Annotated in this window: 14 protein-coding genes; 3 read left to right on the top strand and 11 right to left on the bottom strand. The window is 49.4% G+C overall.

Annotation, left to right across the window (positions count from 1 at the left end; genetic code table 11):
- Positions 1 to 132: 132 nt before the first annotated feature.
- A complete protein-coding gene (locus tag ABRS97_RS05415) occupies positions 133 to 1,167 on the top strand; it encodes a YkvI family membrane protein (protein WP_367811876.1) in 1,035 nt (344 codons plus the stop codon).
- Here the strand turns inward: ABRS97_RS05415 and ABRS97_RS05410 are convergent.
- Genes ABRS97_RS05410 through ABRS97_RS05390 form a run of 5 tightly spaced genes read right to left on the bottom strand, consistent with a single transcriptional unit; the run spans position 1,105 to position 7,589 of the window.
- A complete protein-coding gene (locus tag ABRS97_RS05410; protein ID WP_367811875.1) occupies positions 1,105 to 1,536 on the bottom strand; it encodes a hypothetical protein in 432 nt (143 codons plus the stop codon). The two genes, ABRS97_RS05415 and ABRS97_RS05410, sit on opposite strands and share 63 nt — an antisense overlap.
- Positions 1,537 to 1,580: 44 nt before the next feature.
- Positions 1,581 to 1,862 (bottom strand): hypothetical protein, encoded by a 282-nt coding sequence (locus tag ABRS97_RS05405; protein ID WP_367811874.1) that lies wholly within the window; start codon positions 1,860 to 1,862, stop codon positions 1,581 to 1,583.
- A 46-nt stretch (positions 1,863 to 1,908) separates the two neighbouring features.
- Positions 1,909 to 5,175 (bottom strand): AAA family ATPase, encoded by a 3,267-nt coding sequence (locus ABRS97_RS05400; protein WP_367811873.1) that lies wholly within the window; start codon positions 5,173 to 5,175, stop codon positions 1,909 to 1,911.
- Positions 5,172 to 6,452: a metallophosphoesterase family protein gene (locus ABRS97_RS05395; protein WP_367811872.1), complete on the bottom strand. Its 1,281-nt coding sequence runs from the start codon at positions 6,450 to 6,452 to the stop codon at positions 5,172 to 5,174. The genes ABRS97_RS05400 and ABRS97_RS05395 overlap by 4 nt, the downstream gene beginning before the upstream one ends.
- A gap of 12 nt (positions 6,453 to 6,464) precedes the next feature.
- Positions 6,465 to 7,589, bottom strand: a complete 1,125-nt coding sequence (locus tag ABRS97_RS05390; RefSeq protein WP_367811871.1) for a glycosyltransferase family 4 protein — start codon at positions 7,587 to 7,589, stop codon at positions 6,465 to 6,467.
- Positions 7,590 to 7,763: 174 nt separating this feature from the next.
- Between ABRS97_RS05390 and ABRS97_RS05385 the strand changes: the two genes are divergently transcribed.
- Complete coding sequence (locus ABRS97_RS05385; RefSeq protein ID WP_367811870.1) at positions 7,764 to 8,900, top strand: GGDEF domain-containing protein; 1,137 nt, start codon at positions 7,764 to 7,766, stop codon at positions 8,898 to 8,900.
- 1 nt (position 8,901) lies between these two features.
- Entirely contained in the window at positions 8,902 to 9,672 is a 771-nt protein-coding gene (locus ABRS97_RS05380) for a hypothetical protein (RefSeq protein WP_367811938.1), read from the top strand.
- Positions 9,673 to 9,682: 10 nt separating this feature from the next.
- Here the strand turns inward: ABRS97_RS05380 and ABRS97_RS05375 are convergent, their stop codons facing one another.
- The 6 genes from ABRS97_RS05375 to ABRS97_RS05350 form a co-directional block, all read right to left on the bottom strand.
- The gene (locus ABRS97_RS05375) at positions 9,683 to 9,976 is read right to left on the bottom strand and encodes a DUF6509 family protein (RefSeq protein WP_367811869.1); all 294 of its coding nucleotides are present in this window, start codon (positions 9,974 to 9,976) and stop codon (positions 9,683 to 9,685) included.
- 542 nt (positions 9,977 to 10,518) lie between these two features.
- On the bottom strand, positions 10,519 to 11,622 hold the full coding sequence (locus tag ABRS97_RS05370; RefSeq protein WP_367811868.1) for a hypothetical protein: 1,104 nt from the start codon (positions 11,620 to 11,622) through the stop codon (positions 10,519 to 10,521).
- A gap of 807 nt (positions 11,623 to 12,429) precedes the next feature.
- On the bottom strand, positions 12,430 to 13,341 hold the full coding sequence (gene cas7c / locus ABRS97_RS05365) for a type I-C CRISPR-associated protein Cas7/Csd2 (protein WP_367811867.1): 912 nt from the start codon (positions 13,339 to 13,341) through the stop codon (positions 12,430 to 12,432).
- Positions 13,338 to 15,125, bottom strand: coding sequence for a type I-C CRISPR-associated protein Cas8c/Csd1 (gene cas8c / locus ABRS97_RS05360; RefSeq protein WP_367859103.1), 1,788 nt, complete (start codon positions 15,123 to 15,125; stop codon positions 13,338 to 13,340). The genes cas7c and cas8c overlap by 4 nt, the downstream gene beginning before the upstream one ends.
- A gap of 2 nt (positions 15,126 to 15,127) precedes the next feature.
- The gene (cas5c, locus tag ABRS97_RS05355; protein ID WP_367811865.1) at positions 15,128 to 15,862 is read right to left on the bottom strand and encodes a type I-C CRISPR-associated protein Cas5c; all 735 of its coding nucleotides are present in this window, start codon (positions 15,860 to 15,862) and stop codon (positions 15,128 to 15,130) included.
- 23 nt (positions 15,863 to 15,885) lie between these two features.
- Positions 15,886 to 18,147: a CRISPR-associated endonuclease Cas3'' gene (locus ABRS97_RS05350; protein ID WP_367811864.1), complete on the bottom strand. Its 2,262-nt coding sequence runs from the start codon at positions 18,145 to 18,147 to the stop codon at positions 15,886 to 15,888.
- Positions 18,148 to 18,621 lie beyond the last annotated feature (474 nt).

The raw sequence follows: 18,621 nt of genomic DNA, 5'->3' as shown, positions 1-18,621 counted from the left end.
CACTCCCGAATAAACGTATTCCCATATAAACCTATTTTACCAGAAAAAAGGGCTTGCCCCAAGTTCCTGTCATGCTACCTTCAAACTGAACATACCTTGTACTATATCAAACGACGAAGTGAGGAGCAATGTATGCGAACAGGATCACAAATCGTCCGTGTCGCTTTTACTTATATCGGTACGATCGTCGGAGCAGGATTCGCCTCCGGACAGGAGATTTTACAATTTTTCACCCGATACGGCTGGATGGCAACACTGACAATCGGGCTTGCTAGCATCCTATTCGTATGGATAGGGATCAAACTTATGCTAATGGCCCATGACCTTAAAGCTGAATCCTATGAAGATTTAAATAAAGTGCTGTTCGGCAAAAAAATCGGCGATTGGATCAGTCTGTTCACGATGGTCATTCTATTCGGCATTACAACCGTTATGCTTGCCGGTGGCGGGACTGTTTTCGAAGAACAGCTTCATCTTTCGTATCAGACGGGGCTGCTCGTCACTTTATTGCTCGCCTACTTTGTCCTGTCCCGCGGCATTAGCGCGATTATGACGGTCAATTCCATTGTCGTTCCCATTATGCTGATGTTTAGTGTCGTCATCGTGATTTATACGTGGCATTCGCCTGCGTCCAACAACTGGTTAACCCTCACGAGCGATCACGCTTTTGCTAAAATATGGTTCGCACCCTTCCTTTATACCGCGTTCAACCTCGCTATGGCCCAAGCTGTGCTGGTTCCCATGGGAGCATCCATCCAGAATCGCTCCATTCTCTATTGGGGAGGATTGCTCGGCGGGGCGGGGATAGGACTGCTCTTGTTGTCTGCACACTACGCTTTATCCGCACAAATGCCCGGCATCTCGCAATTCGAGATTCCGATGGGAAACATCATTACCCGCCTAGGCGCTGTGCCGCAAATCGCTTATTTGCTCGTCATCTACGGTGAAATCTTCACTACATATATTGCGGATGCCTACGGCTTGTCTCTCCAATTGCAACAGCGTACCAAGCTGCACCCCAAGGTGCTTTTAATCAGTATACTGGGTCTAAGCTATATCGTCTCCCTGATCGGCTTCAAGGCGCTGATGACTACTTTATATCCATTATTCGGCTTGATCAGTGTGGTCTGGCTTATTCTGATGGTTTGGCGAAATCGTGTGAGGTAAGGCGCCGGATCGGATAAATCCAAGTACGACGAGCAAACGAACAAATAGCAGCAGCATTCCCATTGCAGATAGAACAATGCCGCTTAACAGATAGGCAAAATGGAAATTTTCCAAAGCCGTTTTATCTCTGAGAACGGCGAATAGTTCAGCTAACAGCAGCAGGAGCCCAATCAGAAATAAACCGATAACCGCATAGTCCATGATCGTCCATCTTGAGAAATACGAGGCTGCAATCTCAGCCTGGCTGGATCGCTTCAGGCCCTCATCTTGCTGTTTCCAAAGCTGATGCACCATCCAAGCCGTATACACAGCAACTCCTGTAACGATAAGACCTATTAAGCCGCCAACTATGGCTAAAAACAAATTCATGAAGATTCCCCCTTTTCATCGTAATGGCGCACGTGGCGCACGCTTTACAAGCGTAAACTGTATACAAGAACGATAGTCAATATAAAAAGGACAACGGGAAGCGCATATAAGAGAGGCAATAGAAGAGCGCCAGGCAGAGCTGGGACAGCATGCCACAAGAGCCGCAGCCAGCGCTGTCCATTCAAAGTTTCCCCGTCCGCCTGATTCAGGGAATGCACATGAAGCGGTGAAGAAATCCCTTCATTCCACTCGATTTTCCCTTTTTTCCAACCGACCTGATATGTAATTTCGCGATGCTCTCTTTTCTTGTCTCCTTCGGGTTCCATCCCCATTCCCCCTCCTTTCAGGTGATGTTGTCCGCTAATTCTCATGTTATAAATGGATCAAACGATGGCTTGCAAGAATGCGAACCGCCGCCTCACGAACATGACTGTGGCAAGTAAATAAAAAAACTTGATGCCTACTACTGATATCGGCAATAACGCGCAAACAGCTTTCCATGCGCACCTCGTCAAAATTCACGAGAATATCATCCATCACCAGCGGCAACACCGCTTTCCCCGCATATTCTTCCACGAGCGCAAAGCGCATGGAAAGATAGAGCTGTTCTGCCGTTCCACGGCTGAGCTGACTTGTCTCCAGCAGTTGCCCATTCGCTCGCACAGCGATTAGTCTCTGCTCGCCAAACGGTGATTTAATCGCTGTAAACTGCCCATTGGTCATTCTCTCAAAATAAGCGGATGCCCGTAAAAGCACGCCAGGCTGGCGATCCCGCTCATAAACGTCCCGCGCTTTTTTCATAAGCAGCGAAGATAAGGATACAATTGCATATTGATCCACGTGCTGTCGAATCGAAGCCCGGTAAGATTCGGCTTGCAGGAGCTGATCCGCATGCTCCGAGCCCTGTTCCAGCTTGCTGATCTCACCGGTCAGCTTGCCGACAGCCTCTCGGCGTTCATTCGCTTCTTCTGCAGCTTTTTGCCGCTCACTTTCCAGCAACTCGAGCCTGGAAGCCAATTCGTCTTCTCCGTGCAATGCCAAAAGTTCAATAAATGAGGGAAGCTGCTCCCTGCCGACAAGCGATTCCAAGGAAGTTTCCAGCAAATATTGTTCATCGATTCGCTTCATTCGCGCTTCCTGCTGCCGCTCGTTTAGGCGCAACGCTTCGCCATCCGCCGCCGACCCTTCGGTGAGGAGTTGATCCAGCCGCTCCTGTGTTCTCTGAAGTGTCTCTTTCAGGACAAGGAGATCCTGCTCTCCCTCGGCATAAAGCTGATTCAGCCGCTGCTGCTCCGCAAGAAGATGAAGCTGGTGCTGCTCCTGCTCTTTCCAGCGTTTGAGCGCAACGATCGGCTCATTATGCATATTGGGCGGCAGCTTAAGATGCGCCGCAGCCATTGTCTCAAAACGGTCAACAACCTCTTGCAGCGATTCTTGCTTAGCCGCGAGCTTGCCTAACTGCCGAAGCAGCTCATGGCCCTGCTCGATCGCTTGAATCGTCTCAAGCGCGGCATCCGGCGAAAGATGGATGCTTAGTTGGAGTGATGCAAGCCAACTGCCCCACTCTGTCTGAAGCTGTTCCAGCTCTTCCATTAACGCAGATAGATCATCGTTCTGCGTATCTTCCTGTTGCTGCAGCTGCTGCAGCGAATCTTTGGCATCCCTGAGCTTCTCAAGCTTGCGATCCTGTTCGCCGCGCTGAAGCTCCCGCGTCTCCGCCTCGCGCAGCCAGGCATCAAGCTGCGGCTGAAGCTCCTGCAAAGGGAACTGGCGATCACGCTCCTGCCAATCGTCCGCTATCGATGCCGAAGCCTCAGCGTAAGCCTGTCCGTGGAGCTGCATCTGCCTTTGCACTTGATCCTGCAAGCTGCGTTCCAAGCGGTGCAGTTCCTCTATGACACGCTGCCCTTCTTCCGCATGCAGGCTCCCTTCTCCCCTTCCATCCGCAATAAGCGTGGAAGGCCAAACACGTGAGGAACGCTTCGGTTTCGTCCCCCGACCCGCTAGTAATATATATAATGAAATCACGGCAAAAAGCACAAAAACAAGCAGTGCTGTGCCCCTATCTTGCTTCACTAACAGCCAACCAGGAACCAAGATGGTCAACACCGACATCAGCAAGAAAAGCCTTTGTTGATTGCGTCGCGAAGATGAATGGCTTTGCGCAGCCGCTTCTTCGAGATGAAGCTGGTACTGACGTTTCTCCTCTTGGCGCTCTCGATGATGCTGCACATCCCGGAGGAGCAGCTGCCACTGCGCATAGTCCCTCGACAGCCGTTGCAGCGCAGCGCTTCCTTCCAAGGATCTGTCCCTCATAGCGTCTAATCGATCTAAATGAATACCTTTTCTATGCAAATCCATTTCTATGGATTGGATATGTTCTTGTTCTCGGCTGCGCTGCGCACGGAGACTGCCGATTTCCGTCCGGATGCGAAGTTCCGCCGCGCGGCGGCTTTGGAAAGCATCCCGGAAGGAACGAACCTGCTCGCGCAGCGAAATCGATACGGGAAAAGCAACTAGCGTCTGCTCCACCCAGCGCTCGTCGATTTGCCCTAGCAATCGGTTCACCTGCAAGCGCAGATGCTCCTGCTCGACGCGCAGCTCTATGACGCTGCGCTTATTCTCTTCATAGCTGGACGCGCCCTCCAGCAGATGGTTGAGCTCGACCTGGTGCAGCAGCAAATCGGGCACCAGCTCCATAGCAAGCAGTTGGCTCTGCAAGCCCAACTGCTTGACCGTGAGGCGCGTGCGTTCCGCCTCCGCGCGCTCTAGCTCCGCTTCCAGCGCTTCGAGTCTCGTCGAGGCATGCTCGGGGAAGCTTGCCAGCGCGGGAAGCGCCGCCAGCTCCTGGCCGATATGGCGCAAGCGGAGCCATCCGCTGCGCGCCTTGCCGGCCAGGCTGAGCTTGTGCAGCTCCGCCTGCAGCGCCTCCTGCTGCCGCTCCAAAGCGGCAATGCGCCCCTCGGCGGAGCGGCGCTCCTCACGCAGCCGATCATACTCGGCTGCGTGGTCCTTGCTGCGGCGAAGCGTGTGCTCCAGCCCCTCAAGCTCTCTCAGGAGACGATTGATCTCCTGATTGCGTCCGCGGGGCTTGTACAGGCCGTCGGCCTGCGCCGTCAGCTTGCGCTCGGCCTCCATGATGGCCGAGCCGCTCACGCCCAGCCCAGCGCTGTACAGATAGCCGCTGAGCTCGTCCGTCTGCAAGGTGCGCAGCTCCTGCAACTCGGTAAGCCCGAAGGCGAACAAGCTGCGAAAGAGGTCGGCCGACAGGCCGCCCAGCAGCGTGTTCAGCAGTTCCTCGCCCCCGGTGGTGCCATCACCGAGGGTCACCTTCACGAGCCCCGCAGAGGCTCGTCTGCCGCCTGCGGCAGGCGCGTCGTAGCGTTCGACGCGAATGATTTGACCCTGCGCATCGAGCAGGGTCAGGGCGCCGCCGTGGGTGCCCCCGCCCAGCGGTTCATAACGCTCCGCCCGGTTCGAACGGGGCGGAAAGCCGAACAGCACCGCACGGACAAAGCCCATGAGCGTGCTCTTGCCCGCTTCGTTGGCACCATAGAACAGCGCCACCGGTGAATCCGTGTCCAGCTGCTTGCCCTGTAAGCTGCCGAAGCCATCCACATGCAGGGATGTGATTCTCATTCCTGCCACCCCCCATCCGTAGCTAAGAAGTCTGCGGCCAGTTCTTCCGCGGCGCGCAGCCACTGCCGCAGTCGGTCAAGATCGGCCGCGGCCGGCGCTCCGGCTGCCTGCGGCAAGCTCTGCAGCGCTGCCAGCGCTTCTGCGGCGAATTCTTCAAGTGCTGCATCGTCCCCCTGCAGCGCTTGCGACAACCGCAGCAGATCGCCGAGAAAGCTTTTCTCCTGCAGCAGCGCTTCAAGATCGATCTCGCTGCCCGTGTGGTCCTCGATCCCCTCGATCCAGACGAATCGGCTGCGCTCCGCCTCGTCCTCGCGAAATTCTGCGGCCAGTTCATCCAACGCCCGCCCTTTGCGCAGCAGCGCATGCACGGCGCTGCGCCCTTCAAGCACGAAACGGACGACAGCATCCCGGCCGGCTGCCTCGTCGCGAATTCGCTCAATTTGCTCGCTGAGCTTGTCCTTCAATTCCTGTTCGGTCTGTAGGCCTGCAACCGATATCCTTTCATGAAACCAACGGACCCGATCCAAGCTTTCAAACGTCAGCTCTGCCCTGCCATCCTCGTGAACATCCACGATGTAGCATCCTCTGGCGCCTATTTCGCGAATGCTTCTGCCCTGTATGTTGCCTGGGTACACAATCGCCGGCTTGTGCTCATGCAAAATTTTCCTTGTATGTACATGCCCTAGCGCCCAATAATCCAAGCCGCTCCCCATCAAGTCCTGCTTCGTGCAAGGGGCATAGTTATCATGTGCCGCATCGCCGTCTACATTTGTATGCAGCAAACCAATTTGATACAAGCTCTCCTGCGCAGCTTTGAACTGCAAAGCCAAATTCTCCGTTACGGAAGAGGTCCGATACGAAATGCCATGAATTTGCGCAATAGCCCCTCGATCCGGCTTGGATACTACCAGCGTTTCCACCCGATCGCACGAAAAAAAATGGACTGCTGCCGGCCATTCCAGCTTTGCCGCGCGTCCATCCTCGGGATCGTGATTCCCATGTATGATATAAACGGGTATATCCTGTGAGGCCAATTGCTCCATCGCTTTCTGGAAACGAATTTGCGCTCGCAGCGAACGATCCGACAGATCGTACACATCGCCGCTGATCAGTACGAAATCAACCTGTTTATCTATGGCTAACCTCACGAGTTCTTTGAGCGCACCAAAGGTTGATTCCCTGATGCGCTCACGCACCCGCTCCGGCAGCGCCGACATGCCTTTGAACGGACTGTCCACGTGCAAATCCGCTGCATGTACGAACCGCAGTCGTTTCATCTATACATACCCCTATACTTGATATCTTTCGTATACGCTTTTCAACTGGCGCAGCACACGGTTGAGCGAATACGTTTTTTTCGCCTTTTCCCACGCGGTTCGCGCCAAATTGTACCGGAACGTCGGATCGATGATGACCTTTTCCAGCGCATGACTGAGCGCCATCGCATCGCCAACCGGCACTAGCAATCCGTTATGTCCATGTTCGATCTGCTCGGCTATGCCGCCGACATTCGTTCCTACGAGTGCCAGCCAGCATAACGCGGCTTCGGCAAACACCGAACCGAACGCCTCCGCTCTGGAAGGCAGAACAAACACATCGAAGAATGGCATAAATTCTTCCGGATGCAGCATATAGCCATAGAAAATCGTGTCTTCATAAATGTTCTGCTCGATAGCGAGCTGCTCGAGTTCTTGCCGGCTTGGCCCATCTCCGATGATATGCAGCACAAAGGGAAGTCCACGTTTTTTCAATTCTCCGCAAGCGATGAGCAGCGTATCCAAACCTTTTGCCGGAACTAAACGACAAACGGTAATGAATTGCGTCACCTGATTTTCATGTGAAATCGGCCGGAACCGTTTCTCATCAAAGCCGTTCGGAATGACGCCGACTCGTTCGTTATCCTGCATGTATTCAGCCAAATATTGCTTGAATGAATTCGAAACGGTAATCATCTGATCGACTTTCGCTTCCAGCTCACCATAAATAGCGGTCAGGAATTGATGTTCAATCCCATTTTCCGCGATCCGACCGTTCAGAATCAGCTCTTTCTCAAAACTCGAGTGAATCGTGAGGATAACCGGCGTATCCGGATAGATCTGTTTCATCACGAGGCCAGCGATCGGATGATGCGCATGAATAATATCATAGTTTTTCGACAATCGCAGCTTGGTCCACCACACGTAATCCTTATAGGTCTGGATGTATTTATCAACAATCGGGTTTCCGGCATATTTCCGCCAATCGAAAGTGGCAAATTCCACTTCCTCTGTCCCCTTGCCGCGAATGCGTTTAGGCAGCGAAAACAACTCCATCTCCCAGCCTTTTTTATTAAATCGGTCCAAAATATAGGGAACCATGGATGACACCCCACCGGGTTGTTCCGGCGGAAAAAACAATGCTTGCAATATGTTCATTGCATGAGCCCCTCTCCAAAAAAAACCTTGAACTTACCTTCTTATTGTAACTGCTGTGCGCCGAATAGAAAAGAGAACAGCGCGAGTCCTATCAATTCGATTCTATCCCTTCCTCTTATTTTCCTTTATAATAGAGTCACAACTTGTCGAAAATTCAGGCATCCGGAGGCATACATGAACGTTATTGATCTCGTATTCGGTGATTTGGCTTCCATCTTATCGAGTATTATTGTGCTTGTGATTCTGGCTCTTATGTTTGTCGTATCGGTACGATTATTTTTGGACCGCCGCAAAAAGGGCTATCTATCCATGACCATCTCGCTTGTTATTGTTGGCATTCATTTTATGCTACAGCTCTACCTGAAGCTGCATGACATCGATACGAGCCTTACGGCATATATGCTGCTGATGCTCAAAATCATTTCTTTTGTACTGGTCAATATGGGCATCTATCAATTGTATAACCGGACTAAACGCAAGCAATATGTGTTCTTCTACGGACTGATTATTATGGGATTCGTTGTCTCTGTGCTTCATTTCTATGTACCGCAGTTGTACAGCGGAGCTAGCCAGCAAGTCAGATTGCTGCAGGACGTTGGATTAGAGCTTTATGTCTTTGTGCTTATCTTCCTCTGTTTTTATATGATTCCGCCTTTTATCGGGCAGCAAATGAAATATCAACTTGGATTAACGGTTTACTTTTTCATGCAAGCCGTTCATCTCGTTAACGCTTATATGTATGGCAGCCAGCAGAAATGGCTGACCTTAACGGGGAACATGTTGCCGATTGTGTATTACTTCCTGTTGTTTATGATCCTCTTTGAGCGTGTGGTCGAACTCATGCAGGCTATTTACAACTCTTCCATTACAGACGGGCTTACCCGTTTGTTTAACCGCAAATTTTTCTATAACAGGGTTACTCAATATGTGCAGAGGCACCTTCCGATTTACATCTTATTCAGCGATATCGACAATTTCAAAAAGCTGAACGATACGCAAGGCCACCAAATGGGTGACGACGTGCTGAAGCAAGTTGCGCAAATTCTGAAAGATGAGGCAGAGGAATGCGGCATTGCCGGCCGTTACGGCGGCGAAGAGATGGTCATTATGGTGACCGATCCGAGGGTTAAAATGGATGAGTTCGCAGAGCGCGTCCGCAAGCGGATTGAGACGGAAACGATTGTTACCGCCAGCATCGGATACAGCAAGTACAAGAACGGGCTGAGCGCTGAGGAACTGATCAAACAAGCGGATGAAGCGATGTACCGGGCGAAAACGACAGGCAAAAACAAGGTGGTGAAGTTTGCGTAATATGCACAAATATCGCGGGATTGCGCTGTGGCTCTTATTTCCTGTTGTCGGTCTGGCTCTTTCCTTTGTGCTTTTTCCATTAGCTATCGAAAACAGCAAGAACCCCCATGCCTACACATACTCGAAGTTGCACGCTGCCAACGGCGTCAATCTTTACGCACTAAAGACTAAGCCCGACAACATCGCCCTCAAAGCCATCAGTCAAAACGTAACCGATACTGGCTTATATGGCATTAATGGCGGATTTTTTTACAATACGGATTTGCTCAGCATTGCTGTAACCAATGACCTTCCTGCCAAAGGAGAGGCCAATGATTACGGTACGGGATGGTACAATACGGACGTGCCTCGCGGTACACTCGTTTGGGATGCAGCGCTCAGGGCTTTCACTATCCAGGTTGTGAAGCATGCAGGCGAGATCAAGATCACAGATCGCAGCCACTACTGGGCACAAGGCGGTGTAAGTATGAAATTAGCGGATCCTGCCGGCTGGGAAGCTCAAATGATCAGAGAAGAGATGCCGGCTTATGATGAGAATCGCCTGCGTTCAGCCGCAGCTTATGACAGCCAAGGTTATGTTTGGCTCATTGTGACGCCCACTCCTTGTACGATCGAGCAATTCCGCAGCGCAATTTTACAGAAAATCGTTCCTGGCCAATTGACAGATGGCATCTTTCTAGATGGAGACGGGTCCTCTCAACTAAATAGTCGCGAACATCATCTTCATGGCGATGGACGTGAAGTTTACCAAATGCTTCAGATTCTAAAGTAACAACAGCGTTTTATTCAGCATCTTGATAATGCGCCAAGCAAAACGCTTCGACTGCAGCCACCTCATCGTCTTCCAGATCGAAATCGAGGTATAACTGAGTCGTTTTCTCATAAAGCTCGTATTTCATCAGCCTCGTGCTGCCTTCATCCACATTAAAAATCGCTCTAATGTACAGTCCGCTTTCGGAATATAATTCATCGTCTTCCTCAACCTCAATGTCCAACATGAATTCATAGCGCTGTCCGGTTAAAATACCAAATGGATCTTTCACAAGTTCCACGGTATAACTTGTAATAGTAATCATCAAACCATCCTTTCTGCTCCAACGATGTATGTAATTTATAGCCTCACCATTGGACTATACTTGAACGGCTGCTCATGTGCAAATGAAAAAAGGCCTGAGGCTATGCCTCAGGTCCTCGTCTGAACCCATACGTCCAGGCATGGGGAAGGAATTGGATATGTTGGGTATGGGGTTCCAACCGCTATTAAAGTCGTGTTCCTTGCATGGACAAGGTGGTCGCCTCAGCAAGCTTCGCAAGAAAACGGAGGAGGCACTGCCAGATCGCCCATGCCCCCTGCACAGCGATATACACGGAACTACGGAGCCTTATTCCACGGTAATATCCCTTTTCTCCCCCTTAGGCGGAACTAGGGTGCGTTAAATGAGCGAAAACGTGCCTGAAACCCAGTATTTCCTGCTCATAACGCACGGTAGTTCCGCGAAACGTCCCTACAACCGAAAATATCGCCTCATAACGTACCTACGTTCCGCTCACCCGTTCAAAACGACAATCTATCGCTGTTCGAGGCGGTATGGGGTGATCCAAACCGCTGTTTTCGATTCTACATGGATGACATTCGTTGTGCGATTAAATTCGTTAATTCCCGGTACTCTTGCGATGTTCCGTTACTAAATTGTCCTCCCCTCGCCAGTTCTCTTAGCCGTCTCGCAATATCTCCTATTTCTTCTCGGCTCGTTGCAGCTAGAATCATTTCCCTATTGGGGATATTCGACCCTAGCGAGGATGTCATTTCACTGTTCGACATACCGGAGAAACTAGGCGGAAGTTGTTGCCTAACGGCGGAGAGCGCTTGCGAGGGCGCATAGTCGACGCCTATCGTTCCGCTTGGCCGTACGGAAATGGGCATCGGATGAATTTGGCTAGGAGGCACATCCACGGTTGTACGATAGCGCTGACCTTGGGTGTCATCTGGATCATCATGAAGCTGGGAAAGTTGTTGCCGTCCCGGATAAACCGTTAAGGTTGTATTCGGAATGCCTTGAGAACCGTAAAATTGCTGGTAAAATTGACTCGGCCGGTTATCCGAAAGTCCCGTATCCTGCCCCAGATGAACATGACCTTGGCTGTGCTGCTGGAACTGCTGACTGCCAATGGCCTGGCTGGCTCCTCCGATCCCCCCATAATTGGTCATCAAGCCATTTTGAAGGATACTATTTACATTGGCATCTCGGGTCACGTGTGAAAACCGTGATCGTTCTTCCGCCGACCGGACGGCATTCGATCTATTCTCCCGGTAACTTCCTCCGAAAGATATCCGAGAAGAACCAATATCCGGTTCATTTCCACAGATTTCTCCATTATCGCAATCATCATTTTCGCATGCGGAGCAACGCTGAATGATTGTTTGTTCCGATTTGAGCTGTATCTTCTCAGGAACAGGAGAGGGAGAGCATGTTGGACATGAGCAACCATGCGTGTGAGACTTCGATTCCGTTTCATTCGTTTTCCTTGAAAGAAAGGGCACATTTTGTGTTAACAGATTAGCAACAGCTCGGTTACCAATCGTCCGCTGCAAGTGCATGATGGTTTGATGCGGTATATCCTCATGTTGAGTAAACGATGCGGTTGTCATTTGAAGCCTAGATGGATTTCTTTGGACATCTTCCGTCTGACGTCGAGCAGCATGTGAAGTCTGGTTCCCCATATGGGTCATCCCTCCAAGACAAAATTATTACTCGAACTGATCACTACACTTGAAACCAACCAGGTTGTTCCACGACATTCGACTTATACAATATATTCCAATTCGTAAGCTGATTATATCAAATTCACAAAATAATGTCTCAACTATTGCGTGAGATTGAATTTCTCGCACACTGCTTTCTCGTGTTAATATCTGATGAACATAAAGTGTTAGACTACCCCCGAAATCGAAGCAGCGACAGGATTAAATTTATTCTTGCAATACTTGTTTTGGTTCTGGTTAGGTTTATAAATGATCGTCTTTGTGTTGATTCTTCTCAAAAGAAAAACCCCAAAAACCTGTTAACTTTGGGGGTCTCAAACTCTTATTCCACAGCATTCTCCCACCATACCTACAACAAAATTTTTCGTCCTACATGTGATACGGTTCACTGTAAAAAATAATCATTCAACCTAACATGAAGGACACCTCATTAAGGGTGTCCTTCATTTAACTCTATAGATGGATCTACCCAACATACGTTTGTTGTGATATCAAGATAATTTACACCAAGTATATGTAGTCCTTTTTGTATCCTGTGCATGAACCTCGGTCTGGATGTCATGACCATTCTGGCTCATAGCCGAATGCGCTAGCATATAAAAAGGAGCTATCGCTACTCCAAAGAGTTACTCCGCTTCGATTAGTATCACTTCTATACGATTACGAGCAAGTCTTAAAAACAAGTTTTTTTCAAAGTAATTAGTGATTTAAAGCGGTCTGTAAATTTTTTAACATCACACACGCTACGAGCTGCTCTCATGACACTTACCGTTCAATCACTCTCACACTAGGCGGAATCATTTCCGGATTAATTGAAATAATGTAGTCGCTATAACCCCGAGCCGGCTTGCTACGATCTTTCAATTCGGCAGTAACCGCATCAAATAGGGGCTGTACCGCGATGTTCCCCATCTTGGACGAATGTTCGAATATAACTAGCTTCCGGGTACCCATCAGACCGCGCGCTGCCGATCGATCGTGCTCGAACATGTTCGTGAGCGATTCCCATAGCAATTCCAAATCGATTTCCGAAAATCCGGTTTGACTTGCCAGCGGAGCGGATACAAATCCGTGCGCGCGATATAAACCGTAGGGAATCGTGAACTTTCTTCCCATCGTGCGGTTATCGCCACCTTGCTTCTCGGCCTCTGCTTCAGTCGCTACAGCCATCCTGGTAATGCTATGCTCTAGAGAAACAATAGGATCAATCGATCTGGCAAACGTAAGCTGTACCGGACCGCGCACCTGACCGGCATTCGGACCGGTGGATAGCACGGCGCCGAACGTGCGAATATCATAAAAGTTCTGACACATAAATTGTTTGGCGCGGTCAATTTCCTTGCCTTGTCCTTGTCCGACTTTGTTCCGCTTTTTACCGTCTTCGGAATCAGCCGGCTTTTCATTCAGATCAATATCTAAACTGATATAGGCTTGTTCAATTGTCTGGTTCAGAATCGATTTTTCTCTTACAAAAATTGAATACGGCGGCTGCTCTTCATTCTTTAAGCTAACATAATTGCGGACTTTTCTCTTCAAGCTAACATCAGTCACCAACCCATGTCCCGTCTCGGGATCTACTCGCGGTAAGTTTCCGGCATCGGGATCGCCGTTGGGGTTTCCATCCTGTACGTCAAAGAAAACGACAAAATCATATCTTTTAGTCAATGCCTCATTCATGCTTCTTCCTCCTCCTTGATTATGGATTCGCTACCAACAATATTAGTTGCTTCCGCCTTCTTGCTCGTAAACAAGTCCTGTCGCTGATGATAATAACCTAAAGCAAACATGCCTTGCTCTTGCAAATTGAGATGGGATGGGATTTTTTTCAACTTTAACCTACCCATCGTTTCTGCAAGCAATTTTTCAAAACTAATCACACGGCCTTTACTGTCTAACTTGGCCAAATGATAATTTTTCAATCGTTGAAGATTTGCAAACACCGTAACTGGCGTCGTACTTGCTGCCCCGTAAAATCTTTCTCGAATCGTAGTGTTAATGCCGGGGTTTGCCTCTTCTTGGATTTTTTCCAATATGGCAAATAGACTGCCGAGATGGTAGCCAATTGACGTTTGATGAGTGTCCAATACTCTTCCTACCTCCTTATAACTTTGGTTGGGATAAAAACGCAGATTTCGATTTAGATACGCCTTAATCAAAGCTGCTCGAACAGGCTTCACGCGATATTCCGTATCGCTACGAATACGACGTAGCGCTGCCTGCAGCAACGTTTCCGGATACGGCGTCCCCTCCAATATGGAACGCATAAACTCTCCTGCTAAATTCGGAGGGATGTTTTCGCTCTTATCCTGCACGGCAATGTTGACCAGAATTCGCCAGATTGAATAGTACTCCGGCTCCTTTGCAGGCTTAACGATCGCGAAATCCTCGAAGTACTGCCTGATTCGACTAGCAAATTCGGATACGGTTGCAATTTGCCATAACCGGATGGAGATGCGCGCCATATTCGGAGACAGACCGAGAATATAAAAACGTGTATTGCCGTTGTCCTCCGCATAGGCTCCTGAATGAACGGATTGAAGTATGGCGTTGATTTTCTCCGTTCCTTCGTCGGGATTATCTTTCGACGGCTCCTCGAAAAACGCGGAGAATTCCGATTCAAAGTCACTCTCCTTCTCAGCCCAGCATACAATCGACATATCCCCTGCGAATAGTCGTTGCTTGGATTCAAGCAGCATGTTTAATGCCTTCGTATATTGAGAGGCCGCTCTTTTACTGACAGGTGCATTCAGACTTTGCTTTTTGGCATACGAGGTAAAACTCTCTTCATTGAAGCTTACGATGTTCGCTCCTGATGACTGTGCGCCTCTTACGCCTTTAATAACGGGATGAGTGACAGCTACCGCAACATCTTGCTCTCCCGTGATCAAACAGGTTGCTCCTACTGATTCGTCTGTACCTTCTTCCTCTCGCTCCAAGGCAGAAGCAACTACAGGAGATTGGAAAACAATCGGATAGGGCGTCTCCATGACGCGGAAGCTAACTTTGACGCTGCCCGTCCCTAACGGCTCGCCGTATTCGGGATGTTCCAACGCCAGCTTAAAATGACTACGATCTTCCAGACCCTGCTGCAGAAAAGCACGAACCGCCGCAACGCCGACATCGTCTGTTGAACCCAACCATTGGTCAATAGCGCCGATCATGCTTTGCAGATGCAAATCGCCTTTCGGCCCCAGGCCAAAAACGAATTTGGCGTTATCCCAAAGCAAGTTAGCGTCCGTACCGCTGTTTGTATGCTTCAGGGCTTGATTACCGATGTTCGGGAGCTGGAATGGGCGAGACTGCTTTTTCTTGCCTGTTCCTTCTCTTAGATCCGCAATGCCACGTAGCCGGCCATCCCGATCCATCTCAAGCATAAAATCGATCCCGCCCCCAATCCAGCCGTCAGCTGCGATTTGTCCAATTGCCGCTTTTCGATCGTAGTACTCCTTCAAAGCAAGCAAGATCATCCTCTCACCTCAATTTCCCGGCGGTCGGTACTTACAATGCCATTCTTCATATATGCTCGAAAAAATAACGGTGATGGGTCAGTATGGTCATACTCAAAACCCATATCGTACAGCATAAAACCTAAATCTCTTGTCTCTTGTATGGGCTGCGCCGGCTCTTGTTCCGGATTTATAATTAGCCGAAAATCGCAGGCAAACTCCCTGCAGCCAAGGTACGGTCGGTGGAAGCATTGCCCCTTCCGCGCCCGTCTCTCGAACATTGCCGCGTACTTGGCTGGATTCTCGTCCAGTCTGACGATCTCTGCGCGTTCCTGCGCGTCTGCCCAATGCTCCTGCCCGTGTGGACGATTCCTTGCGCGCGCCTCCGGGGGGATGAAGTCAAAATACCCGTGGATTCGGTAACGCGTGTCCTTTAAAAATAGCCCCGCACGTTGAATTCTCTCGCTTACCACCATGCCCATTGGCGGCCCAGGCATGCCCGCCATTTGTCTGGCTGTCGGGATAGCTGCTTTCTTATCCAGTTCATTTCTGCGTACACTGATCCACTTAATTGGATTCAATACTTCAATCTTGGTGATATGCCAGCGTATCGCCGGTTTCCACAGGACGGCTTCAAATATCGCCCGCGCAGCCGAAGGCGTTATTATGTCGTAGCTTACTCGTTCCGCTTTCATCTCCGGGCGAGTAAAGCAAGCGTACTCACCCCACACCTCCAAACACCAACTCTGCAAATTAACCCCTCCTCTTTTGACCCTTACAATGAAGCTGATGGCTCAATCCGTATTCCTATTTCTTCGGAGTAATGATTATCAGAAGCTAGAGCGAAGACATTAGACCAAATTTCTTCAACTGCCCCCTGCTTCAGCAATGCCTCAAATTCTTGCTTATACACGGTTACCGTATACCGTTGAAGCTTTCGCATGAGTTGGCGATTAGGGCCGCTCCATCTCAGCTTATCGAGCAAGGATCGTCCATCTCGGTATGGAACCAAGATTGTTCTTTGATTGCTGTTATCAATAAGTTCGAATTTTTCCGCCGCCGTCCGGAAAAAGATGCTGCACTCCTTCGGATCATTGCGCTGGGGATCAAGCAGCCGAACGATTTCTTTTTCGTCTAACGAGTGCGCTCTCCAATACAATTCTTCAAAGTACTTTTCGAAAATGGCGGGATTTGTGACAGAATCAGAGGTTGTCACATACAAAATGCTTCTTGTTGTCTCCGCCGCCTTGCGTAAAATCCCATTCGGAGCCGGTCTGGGCGGATGGAATACGACGACTTTGCCTAGTTCAGGCAGCAGCCTGCCATTCCTATTGCATCGGCCAGCTGCTTGCAGGATGGAATCCAATCCCGCAAATGCCCGGTAGACGACCGGGAAATCCAAATCCACGCCGGCTTCCACTAGCTGCGTGCTGATTACTCTTACAGGCAGACAATTCTCGAGCTTCCGTTTAAGATTCTGCTCAAGCTTCTCCTTAATCTCCTGGATCTTGTCACTACGATGCTGTCCGCACATTAAAGCCGACAAATGATAGGTGCCTGCTGGCAGTTGCTCATGTAGTTCGCGACAGCTTTTTCGATCGGAAACAATACACAACACTTGATCGAATTGCATCAACTGCTCAGCAATTTCTTCCCATCTTTCAACAGCATGTGGATCGCACGGAAATTGTATTTCCGTGCGTATAAGCGAGTCATAGAGCGATCGAACCTGCTCGTCTGTCCCGACAATTTCCTTCACTTCCTTTAGCCCTTTGAACAGTTGACCGTCCATCCTTCGCTCTTTCAAGGCCGGCTGCGTTGCGGTCGAAAGGACAATGCTTACATTATAACGATCAACGAGCAATTGAAGCGTTTCCAGTATAGGTGCCAAAAATGCCGGCGGAAGCAGTTGCACCTCATCCAGGACAATGACGGAGTTTGCGATATTATGTAACTTCCGGCAACGGCCTGGTTTCGCCGCAAACAACGATTCGAAAAGTTGTACCGATGTCGTCACGATCAGCGGTGCATCCCAATTCTCCGTCGCCAACCTGATCTTAACGTCCATTTCATCTTCCATTACATGAGAATGATGTTCAACGACTTGATCTTCACCTACAACCTTACGGAACACCTCCGCATTTTGTTCGAGGATGCTCGTGTAAGAGCTGACATAAATCACTCGATGAAGTCCGTGCGCGAAAGCGTGCTCCAGGGCGAAGGTCAGCCCACTCAACGTTTTGCCGCCTCCGGTCGGCACTGTCAACGAATAGATGCCTTGTGCTCCCCGTGCAGCTTGGATACATTTCTGAAGAATTTCACTGCGGATGACATTCACACGGATAGGGTCAGCTTTCTTGGCCAATGCCTCGTTATGCAGTTGGAGTCGTTCCTTCAGTTCTGCAATGGAAAGATACCCTCCTCTGATCACTGCCTTTGCTTGATTCATATAGAATTCCGTATCCAAATAATCAGCATCTATCAAACAGGAGAATAACATTCGAATCCAGAGCGACATGTCTAGTCCGCCCTTGAACTTCCAAGGCGGTCGCAGTGGCTTATACTCTTGCAGCTTTGCAATCAACGAGGGATCGATCTGTTCAAAATCCAGATCGTTGACTTGCGATTTTCTATATTGCAACGAGGCTTGTCCGGCCCCTTCAACGCTAGACCAATCCGGTAACCCGGTATGATGACCGGCAATGCAATAGGCAAGCAAGCGACCGATGCCCTTTCCATATATTTGCTCAACCAATTCCGCTCCATGAATGGCATGAGGAATTTTTCCGGTTTTACCTTCGAGATGCGCTTCTAGATCGTAACCGCTCTTCAACTTCAAATAAGTGAGCCATTCCGGTCGACCTTTGCCTGCATCATGCCCCCATCCTGCGGCTTTAGCCCATTGTTGGGACTGTAATTTAGAAGCGAAATATTCGGCTCTGTTTGCCGTTCCTTCAGAATGATTGGCCAAATCATGCGGCTCTGCCCAACTGCCGTCCGCATTTTTTCGCACATGGGCTATATATTTGATACTCAATGGGCTCCTCAACTCCTAACTCTAGGATAAAAGAAAGTAACCGTATGGCTTGATTTCCATCTTCATTTGATTATAGAGTTAGTCAGAAAAAATCAAGCAGGGTGGTGTTAGATATTCGCATTAGTGACAACTTTCGCAAGTGCACAACGGTCGCGCTGACCGAGACGATGGAGGAAATCCTACTGAAGTTTGCCGCCGGATCGTATATTGGCGTAATAGATCAATGGAACCCTTTCTTTAATACTATTATATAGCAGAGTTTGATGGAATAAATAGTATTTTACATTTTTTGATGAATACTGGGATGCCCGATTAACAGAAAACTATTCCAAAACAAAAGGATGGTTAAAAATGAAAGTTACTAAACTACCTTGGGCAGGCATCAAAGTTGAAATTGACGACACTCATCTTGTCATTGATCTGCTTTATCATTTCCCTTCGAAATTTAGCCAGTCTCATGAAGTTTTTTTCCAT

It is taken from the genome of Paenibacillus tabacirhizosphaerae (assembly GCF_040812395.1).
Classification (GTDB): domain Bacteria; phylum Bacillota; class Bacilli; order Paenibacillales; family NBRC-103111; genus Paenibacillus_E.
This window is presented reverse-complemented; position numbering and strand designations above follow the sequence as displayed.